The sequence below is a fragment of the Butyrivibrio sp. genome, from assembly GCF_017635265.1.
In the GTDB taxonomy this organism is placed as follows: Bacteria; Bacillota; Clostridia; order Lachnospirales; family Lachnospiraceae; genus Butyrivibrio.
This window is the reverse complement of sequence record NZ_JAGBLU010000128.1, coordinates 79,978-89,617: the sequence shown is the minus strand read 5'-3', so window position 1 is coordinate 89,617 and position 9,640 is coordinate 79,978. Positions and strand designations below refer to the sequence as shown.

General features: G+C 34.9%; 11 protein-coding genes. 9 read left to right on the top strand and 2 right to left on the bottom strand.

Going from position 1 to position 9,640, the window contains the following annotated elements; translation table 11 throughout:
* Positions 1-97: 97 nt before the first annotated feature.
* Positions 98-622 carry a hypothetical protein gene (locus tag J6O61_RS16110; protein ID WP_292215254.1) on the bottom strand — a complete coding sequence of 175 codons (525 nt, stop codon included), beginning with the start codon at positions 620-622 and terminating at the stop codon, positions 98-100.
* 31 nt (positions 623-653) lie between these two features.
* Positions 654-1,595 (bottom strand): tyrosine-type recombinase/integrase, encoded by a 942-nt coding sequence (locus J6O61_RS16105; protein WP_292215252.1) that lies wholly within the window; start codon positions 1,593-1,595, stop codon positions 654-656.
* 147 nt (positions 1,596-1,742) lie between these two features.
* On the opposite strand from J6O61_RS16105, the gene tnpA reads away from it, so the two are divergent.
* From tnpA to pseB, 9 genes are all read left to right on the top strand, one after another.
* Positions 1,743-2,099, top strand: coding sequence for an IS66 family insertion sequence element accessory protein TnpA (gene tnpA, locus J6O61_RS16100; RefSeq protein WP_292215250.1), 357 nt, complete (start codon positions 1,743-1,745; stop codon positions 2,097-2,099).
* 162 nt (positions 2,100-2,261) lie between these two features.
* Complete coding sequence (locus tag J6O61_RS16095; RefSeq protein ID WP_292215249.1) at positions 2,262-2,705, top strand: hypothetical protein; 444 nt, start codon at positions 2,262-2,264, stop codon at positions 2,703-2,705.
* Positions 2,706-3,037: 332 nt separating this feature from the next.
* Positions 3,038-4,300 (top strand): AAA family ATPase, encoded by a 1,263-nt coding sequence (locus J6O61_RS16090; protein WP_292215247.1) that lies wholly within the window; start codon positions 3,038-3,040, stop codon positions 4,298-4,300.
* Complete coding sequence (locus J6O61_RS16085; protein WP_292215245.1) at positions 4,287-4,835, top strand: hypothetical protein; 549 nt, start codon at positions 4,287-4,289, stop codon at positions 4,833-4,835. The genes J6O61_RS16090 and J6O61_RS16085 overlap by 14 nt, the downstream gene beginning before the upstream one ends.
* A 181-nt stretch (positions 4,836-5,016) precedes the next feature.
* Complete coding sequence (locus tag J6O61_RS16075; RefSeq protein ID WP_292215243.1) at positions 5,017-5,169, top strand: hypothetical protein; 153 nt, start codon at positions 5,017-5,019, stop codon at positions 5,167-5,169.
* 107 nt (positions 5,170-5,276) lie between these two features.
* Complete coding sequence (locus tag J6O61_RS16070; protein ID WP_292215241.1) at positions 5,277-6,293, top strand: AAA family ATPase; 1,017 nt, start codon at positions 5,277-5,279, stop codon at positions 6,291-6,293.
* A gap of 3 nt (positions 6,294-6,296) precedes the next feature.
* Positions 6,297-6,800 (top strand): hypothetical protein, encoded by a 504-nt coding sequence (locus tag J6O61_RS16065; protein WP_292215239.1) that lies wholly within the window; start codon positions 6,297-6,299, stop codon positions 6,798-6,800.
* A 447-nt stretch (positions 6,801-7,247) separates the two neighbouring features.
* Complete coding sequence (locus J6O61_RS16060) at positions 7,248-8,483, top strand: 6-phosphofructokinase (protein WP_292215237.1); 1,236 nt, start codon at positions 7,248-7,250, stop codon at positions 8,481-8,483.
* A 98-nt stretch (positions 8,484-8,581) separates the two neighbouring features.
* Positions 8,582-9,577, top strand: a complete 996-nt coding sequence (gene pseB / locus J6O61_RS16055) for a UDP-N-acetylglucosamine 4,6-dehydratase (inverting) (protein WP_292215235.1) — start codon at positions 8,582-8,584, stop codon at positions 9,575-9,577.
* Positions 9,578-9,640 lie beyond the last annotated feature (63 nt).

Here is a 9,640-nt window from a genome sequence, read left to right as displayed (position 1 = left end):
TTCTTTTTATACATAGGATTCTCCGCGAAGGTGCAAGGTTTTTAATGCAAAAGTAATGATTTCCTTGCATCTATTATCTCACGGAGTGCCCACAAAGTCAGTAAATATCAGTGGTTATTAATTGTTGAGCACGCACTAAATTAGAATAGTCTAAATTCAAGTCATCGTCTAACGAATAATAAGCTACGTTAATATTCCGTGAGCCTAGTTTCGTATGTGAGATATGCCCACCATCTTTAGGATTTAATGATAAAACTGTATCTCCATCGTTTAAAATAGCATTATAGACTATTTGATTTGCCTGAGTTCCTGAATTTGGCTGTATATTTACTTTGTAAGATGCGTCGGGTATGTTAAACAAATCAAGTGCTAATTGTTCAGCATAATCTTCAATTTCATCAATGGATTCTACATTTGGAAAATATCTATTACCTCGAACACCTTCGGTTGGGATTGTTGATAATGGCATGGATTGTACCTCAAGAACTTCTTGGAACGGATAACTGGTACAGGCTGTAAGATTGATATAAGAGTTTTGTTCTAAATTGTACTTGTCTATAATAGAATTATATTTATCATACTCATCGCCTAGGAAGCGTTTCATAACAAACATTTTTGTCATAGTCCTTTCTTTATTAACCGATAATCTACAATTATCTATCACTTATGATTTTTAGATTATTTCTAGGATGTTTGCTTTCCAATATTTCTCGTTGTTTTGCCAAAGAAACATGAGTATATATTTCGGTAGTATGTATAGAACTATGCCCCAACATTTTTTGAATATAGCGTATATCAACGTCGGCTTCTATTAGCTCTGTAGCAAATGTATGTCTGAACATATGGGGAGTAATATGGGGAGATGATGGAAGTGATTTGGCGTACTTTTGAAGCATACGTCTGACGGATTGGTCAGAGATTCGATTTCCGGAAGTATTAACAAAGAACGGACCGGAGGTAGTGATTACTGAAGAGTATAGCGTGTAGTAGTCTACTATGGCGTTAAATGAATCATTGCAGCCAACGTGGACAATTCTTTCCTTCGAACCTTTGCCATGAATAAGGATATCATGCGTAAAAAAATCAACATCTGATGTATTGATGCCGATTAGTTCTGATATGCGAATGCCAGTTGAAAAAAGTAGTTCACACACTGCGATATCTCTAGTTATTTGCATGTATTTAAATTTGGAAATAGAAGTGTTTTTAAGACTATACATGATGGTATATAACTCTTCTACAATATGTAGTGGAATGGTTTTGGGAATTATAAAAGCTTCTTTGAAATGGTACTGAATTTTATCCCATGGATTTTTATCAATAATGTCATTTATAATCATATATTTGAAAAAAGCTTTTAACGAAGCAATTTTTCGCTTGACTGTTTTGGGTTGGTATTGAGAATGACAGTACCTTAAATAATCTTCAAGACTATGTTTTTCATAAAACATTTTTTTATTATGACAGCTATTTTCTATGTATTTTTTATATTGAATTAAATCTCTTTGATACGCGGTAATGGTTTTTGGGGAAAGTTGCTTTTGATACTGACAGCAATTTAAATATTCAATTATAATTGTTTTTAATGATTTCATGTTGATTCTCCTTATAAAAGACAGATAATTTATTTACTTATCGGAGAGAATCAACTTTGGGGTGAATAATGATACTACGCAAAAGGATACAAATGAGAGTTTTAACGTAAGCGTCTAAATAATCCGCCTATGATTTAATCCGCTACTATGGTTTACTTTAAAAAATTGAAAAAACTAACTAGTTTTTTTAGGAAACCAGGTATGGATCCGATCACACAGGATGTTCGCACAGCCCAATGGGCTGAAATTGTTCGCAGTTGTCACGAACGCCCCGCAGGTCAATCAGCCAAGAAATGGCTGGATGAAAACGGGATCAATGAAAAACAATACTACTATTGGCAACGAAGGATAAGAAATCTCGTTGCCGGAACCACCAGCAAGTCATTACCAGCGACTCGTTCAAACGGAGAAGTTAAAGCATCTGTTGTCCCCCCCCAGCAGAGCATGAGGTTACTAAAAGATGTTACACAAAGAGGTAGCGCCAAGCATGGCTTGGCGCTATAATAATCAGAGGATAACTTGGCAGCAATCAGGTTAAAAAACATCAAGAAATACTTTTTAGGCGTAAAAAGATAGGAAGTTCACAATCGGCTGAAAAATCATCCGGTTGTTGAGTATAAAATAAGCAATTCATAGATCCTGTTAGAGAAAGTTGAGGAGATGGGAATGATGGTAAATGAAAATGAACATCAAGGTGTTTCACGGATTTTAGAAGCAGTACTTAGGGAAAGGAAAGCAAAGCTGTCAAACCCAAATGGTTCTGTGATTGAGGTTAATTATAGTGCATTAGATCTTCTCAAACTCTTTATGGAGAGCAATTATGGTAAGAGTGATTTTATTGGGATTGCTGCTGAAATGTCAAAGAGGGCACTTGAGAACAAAACTGATAAAGATATGTATTGGAGATATGCGACTTTAGTGAATGCTGCTCCGGGGATGCTTGAGAAAAATGCAGTACAAGAACTTGTGAATCTCTTACGAGCATATGAGCTCATCGATTGTGGTCAAGACGGTTTGTTCTTTGTAACAGAAGAAGGAAAGAATGTTGTAAATAAAGCAATAATACTGATGGATCAGGTAAAAATAGAAAGTGTAAGCACTCAATCATAAGTACGACATAAAGAAGAAACTTCCATTTTGACGTTGATTTCATGAATTTGCGAATTGATAACAAAATTAAGATTTTTCTTCAAGAAGATTAAATAGCTTTTTGATGTTATTAGACCATTGGAGAAGATTGACAGAGAAACTGGCAGAAAGGTTTATAATAAAGATAAATCAAGGACTAGAGAGATTGCGCATAGAAAAGTGGAAAGTTGCTTTGAGAAATATAGAAACCAGTTGAGAGACCCTCATGAGATTAATGGTACTATTATGTACGTACTGTAATGTGATAGAATTAGTGATTTTATTTGCTTAATTAAATTGGAGATTTTAAACTTATGAAGTTAAGACTAAAAAATGTAGGTAGAATTATAACTGAAGCTGAAATCGACATTAATGGAATAACGGTATTAGCTGGAAAAAATGGAACAGGTAAGAGTACAATAGGAAAGGCGTTGTATTGTACTTTTAATTCTTTTCATGATTATGATGAAAAGATAGTAAAAGAACGAGAAAACTCTATTTTTAGATTGGTTAGAATAATCAGTTCTAATAGGACGATTACAAGATTAGGTATACAGAATTTAAGGAAAAGTATACGTGAATTGATAGACACATATAGTTTTGAAAAAAATGATGATAAGATAAGAGAGTATTTACTCGATGTTGTTGGAGCAACCAAAGAAGATTTGGAAGGTGAGCTTTTTTCAAGAATCAGAGGTGTCTTAAATGCAGATGATACTGAGATATTAAAAGCTATTCTTTCTAGAAGTATTGAGGCAGAATTTGGTTCGCAACTTGGACACGTGAACTATAGAGATAATGAATCTCGAATAGAACTTGAATTAAAGAATGAAAAGATATCCTATTCATTCAAAGCTGATGAAAGTATTAATATTTCAGAAAAAATCAGATTGATTAAAGATGTAATATACATAGATGATCCTTATATTTTAGATAATATGCAAAATGGATATTTTTTTGATCGAAATATGGGGCATGTTAATAATCTTGTAAATAAGCTTAGAAAAATAGAATTGAAGGAAACATCTGCAGTTGATGATGTTATTACAGATAATAGACTAAAAAGTATTTATGCAAGATTTGATTCTATTTCAGTTGGTAATCTAATCAACAATTCCGAAAAAGGATTTTCATATTCAGACAGTGGTCTGAAAGAAGATATGTCTATAGTAAATATTTCCACGGGAATAAAGTCATTTGTTATTCTTAAAACACTACTTCAAAATGGTTATCTTGAAGAGAACGGAATAGTGATTTTAGATGAACCAGAGACACACCTTAACCCGGATTGGATGTTGATCTATGCCGAAATAGTTGTAAGCTTACATGAATTATTTGGAATCAATTTCTTGATTAGCACTCATAATTCAGAGTTTTTAAGCTTCATTGAGTTCTTTACAAGGAAATATAACGTTGATAGTAAAGCAAAGTATTATTGGCTAAAACAAAATGAAAAAGATAGTTTGGTTACAGATATAGAGGATGTTAGTGATAAATTAGAGGTTATTTATTCTAATCTAAGCAGATCTTTTTTGAGAATCAGTGAGGAGTTAGATTGTATAAATGAAAATAAATGATATTGAATTTGGTGGTAATCATTCTATTAAAACTCTAAAGGAAACATCCTGGGATAGCAAGGGTGATGCATATATGACGGACTGCGAAAAAAGAGTTATAGATTTTGATCAAGCTAAAACAAATTACTGTAATGATTTAGGTAAGTCAGAAGAGTATGCTGATTCTGCAGATTCGTTATGCTTTACTGCAGATAAGAATAAATTTTATCTGATAGAATTTAAAAATGGTGATTTTAGCAGTAAAGACATAACTAAAAAGGCCAAGGACAGTGCCTTTGTACTAAGTGGAATAATGAAGAAAGATGTTAATTGCATTAGAAACAGTGTGATTTTGGTTTTAGTATATAATGGTGAAGTGAGAAAAATAGAGACTAGAGACAAGATTGCTATAGCTAAAGCCAATAGAGGAAAGGGAGACTTTGCTGTATTTGGGCTCGAGAAACTTAAGGGCTTTTATTATGACAAGATTCTTGTTTATGAAAAGGAACAATTTCAAAAATCATACATAATAAATGAAATTGTTTCAATCAGCTGATTTTTTTATTAAAAAAATTGAATGAAAAAAAAGAGAAGAAAAAATTGACAAAATTGTAATTCTTATTCCTTGTTACAATGAAAGTAAAACAATAGAGAACGTAGTTACGGATTTCAAGAGAGTTTTACCTGAAGCTACAATTTGTGTATATGGAATTGGAAGTGTTTGGTTGAACCCACTTATGACATTAAGGGATGCTTCTCCGGTAAAGGAGTTACTTGATGAATTTGGAGTGCCTGAAAATCATGTGGTTTGGGCTACAATTGCACTGGGATATCCTGAAGCTCCGGGTGTGTTACTTCAGAAGAATGAGAAAGTGATTAGATTTGTGTGAGAGCAGTAGCTTTTGTGAGATAAAAATTGACAGAGCAATGATATGATTTGTTTACATACGGTTTATTATGATTGCAATAATCAGAATGTAGAGTGGAGAAAAATAGAATGATTAATGAATTTACAATAGAAAACTTAGGCCCAATAGAATCAGCAAAAATTAACCAGTTGGGGAATATTAATTTGATTATTGGTGAAAATAGCTCCGGAAAGTCTTTTTTGCTTAAAGCTCTCTACTCTGTACATAAAAGTATTGAGGAATTTGGAAAAGGCGATGACATTAGGAAAGTAAATGAAATTATAGCCGATAAACTCAGGTGGACATTTCAGGCAGACGCCTTAGGAGAATTAGTTAATCATACAGCGGGAAATACTTGCAGTATTAGCTTGGTGGATGATCATTCTAGTTTCAGTATGAGATTTGGTAAAAAAGCTACAGTAGCAATTAATGATGTAAATAATGATATTGGGAGATTGGACTATAATTCTGTATTTATTCCTGCAAGAGAAATACTTTCTATACAGAAGATTATCTTGAGGAGCCGTGATATAGATAAAGTTTTCGGCTTTGACGATTCTCAATATGATCTAGCTAAAGCATTGCAGTTAATGCCATCAGTTGATGATGGCGATGTGCTGAACTCCTCTAAAAAGCAATTACAGGATATGATGAATGGAACTATAGAATTAGATGCTAATACCAATAAGTGGCAATATATAAATAATGGTATAGCATTTACGATTGGAACGGCTTCTGAAGGAATCAGAAAGCTTGGAATGTTGGAAAGGCTTATAGATAATCACTATATTTCTTCTGACTCTATTGTTTTTATTGATGAAATTGAAGCAGGCTTGCATCCATCAGCAATAGTAAAGCTTATTGAGGTAATAGATGAGTTGGTTGAGAAAACAAATTTACAGTTTTTTATATCAAGTCATTCATACTTTGTTATAAAAAAGATGAATTTACTAGCGATGAGGCAGGGGAAAATCGATTATATAAAGTGTATCATGCCAAATAACAAAAGCTTTGTGTTGCATGATTTTAGGGATGGAATGCCTAATAATCCAATTATTGAGGAATCAGTTAGATTATATGAAGAAGAAGTAGATGGGGTGCTATAAGTAATGACAATACAAGAGTCAGGAATCATATTCGGAGATTATGATGAGAATGATGTTTATCCTATTGAAAAATCTAAGAAATATAGCGAAATAAAGTCCAAAGGAGTTTCTTCTGTAGAATTTGTATTGCATTGGAAGAATAAGAAAATTATGTTTGTTGAAGCCAAAAATTCTGCACCTAATCCTAATAATCCGGATAGTGAACAGAGGTTTGAAGAGTTTCTGCAAGAAATAAACATAAAATTTGAGGATTCTTTCGAAATTTTTGAAAGAGTTTGGCTGGAGCGTGAAATTGGTGGGATATTTGATAGAATAGAAGTACAGTCATGTGAAATTATATTTTTATTGGTGATTAATGGTTTTAATAAAGAGTGGTTGGTTCCTATTAAGGAGGGACTGGAGCAAATCTTGAAAGAACATAGAACACTATGCTTATTATGGCATCCTAAAGTGTTGGTTATAAATGAACAACAAGCAGCAAGCAAGGGGCTTGTTATTAGTGAATAGATGTGATGGATACTTTTCATAAAAGGAATCCAGAGCTAAGGGAAGCGCTTGAGGATCTTGATGAGTTTTTATTCGGATAAAAATAAGCCCTACTGAGTTGCTTGCCGAAAGCATTTCAGCAGGGCTTTGATTTTGAGTGGTAAAATGACTGGAAGTTAGGATATCAGTTATTGAGTGGTATAATCACTGGAAGTTAAGATAATGAGATTAGAATGAACGCAAAACGAACGCAAAAAAATACGTTCGCTTTTGCGTTCGTTTATTGATAGGATTAATCTGCAATTATGATAAGAATGTTCAAAGTGATAATCCGGATTTCAAACATCATTGCTGCGTTATTGAGGAAGCCTGATTTTTATTGAAAAGAGGTTTTATTTTTGTCATTCCCTCCATCTTCTGTTACAATAGGACTGCCAAAATTTTAAATTGTTAAGGAGAGTCTTATTGATGAACATCAAAAATGTACTTGTTGCACAGTCGGGGGGACCAACTTCTGCTATTAATGCCAGTCTGGCAGGAGTGTTGAAAGCTACTATTGATTCTGGTGAGTTTGACCGATGCTTTGGAGCAATCAACGGCATTTTAGGTGTCTTATCGGAGAACTACTTGGATTTAACGGATAAAGCGCAGAAAGATTCAGACTTTATAAAACTCTTAACTCATACACCCGCCATGTATCTGGGAAGCTGCAGATTCAAGCTTCCTGAATACAGAGATGATGATTCTTCATATTCTTTTATTTTTTCACAGTTTAAAAAACTTAATATTGGAGCATTTTTCTATATTGGGGGAAACGACAGCATGGATACTGTGCTGAAACTATCAAATTATGCAAGAGAGATTGGCTCTGACATAAAGATAATCGGAGTGCCTAAAACAATAGACAATGATTTATGCCATACAGATCACACTCCGGGATTTGGATCCGCTGCAAAGTATATAGCAAGTTCAATACTTGAGATTGCACATGACACATTTATCTATGCGGTTAAGTCTGTGACTATTGTTGAAATTATGGGGCGCGATGCAGGATGGCTTACAGCGGCAGCAGCTCTTGCAAGAAATAGCTATTCATCAGCACCTCACCTTATTTATCTTCCTGAAGTAGCCTTTGATAGGGAGCAGTTCCTTGCAGATGTAAGAGGCGAATTATCTAAACGGAATAACGTGATAATAGCTGTATCTGAAGGAATAAGAGATAAGGATGGAAACTATATCACATCCAGCAAAGCAATGGCTGACACTTTTGGACACCAGCAGCTTTCAGGCGCAGGAAAGGCACTGGAGTTTTTGGTAAAAGAAAACATTGATGTTAAGGTTCGTTCCGTAGAGATAAATGTTCTTCAGAGATGTGCTGCACATATGGCCAGCGCGGTTGATTTGGAGGAGGCGTTTGCTCAGGGAAAAAAGGCAGTTGATTTGGCAGAAGAAGGACAGACAGGCTGTATGGTTGTACTTAACAGAATCAGCAACAATCCTTATATGGTTGAGTACGGCTATGCACAGATCAAGGAAATAGCTAATGAAGCAAAATCTGTTCCCGGGGAGTGGATAAGTGAATCCGGCAATGATGTCAGGAAAGAACTGGTAGATTACTTAAGACCTCTCATCAGAGGCGAAGTAGAACATAATTACGAAGATGGACTGCCTAAATATTTGGACATTTCACATCTGAATCATTGATGAATCTATGATGTATGATGTATAATGTTAATTTGAATTACAATGCAATCATTGCGTATTTCACAAGGTAAGTAAATTTGTTTTAGGAGGCTTTTTTAATGCTTACAAATAAGACCATTTTGGTAACAGGAGGAACAGGTTCTTTTGGCAATACATTTGTACCCATGACTCTTGCAAAATATAACCCTAAGAAGATTATCATTTATTCTCGTGATGAGATGAAGCAGTGGAATATGGCTAAAAAATTCCAGGGAGATAGCAGGGTAAGATTTTTCATTGGTGATGTAAGGGATAAGGATAGACTTTACAGAGCTCTTAATGGAGTAGACTATGTTGTACATGCTGCAGCAACCAAGATTGTTCCAACGGCTGAGTACAACCCTTTTGAATGTATAAAGACTAATGTCAACGGTGCCATGAACCTTATTGATGCCTGCATAGATACAGGTGTTAAAAGGCTTGTTGCTCTTTCAACAGACAAGGCAAGTTCTCCGGTTAATCTTTATGGTGCAACCAAGCTTTGCTCAGATAAGCTCTTTATCGCGGGCAATTCCTATACGGGTGGCAAGACTAAATTCGCAGTAGTTCGTTATGGTAATGTTATGGGCTCACGTGGCTCTGTTATTCCGTTCTTTATCGAAACAGCCAGAACCGGAAAGCTTACTATTACAGATAAGCGCATGACAAGATTCATGATTTCTCTTGAGCAGGGCGTTGAGCTCGTTTGGCATGCATTTGATGATATGGAAGGCGGAGAGATATACGTTAAAAAGATTCCATCTATGAATATCTGTGACATAGCAACTGCAGTTGATGCAAATGCCGAGCAGGTCGAGATTGGAATAAGGCCGGGTGAGAAGCTCCATGAGCAGATGATCGGTGTAGAGGATTCACATTTTACATATGAGTATCCTGAGCATTACAAAATATTGCCTCAGATATGTGAATGGGGTAACTTTGAGGATATGATCAAAGGCGGAGTAAAGGTTCCTGAAGGCTTTAGCTATACTTCGGACAATAATAAGGAATGGATGAGTATTCCGCAACTTCAGGAGTGGATAGAGCAAAACAGGCATAAAATTGGCAGCATCTAAAATATAATTGTTACTATCAAGGTGATAATTGGGGATAAGTTTAAGCTTTGATGGGGAGAGCGT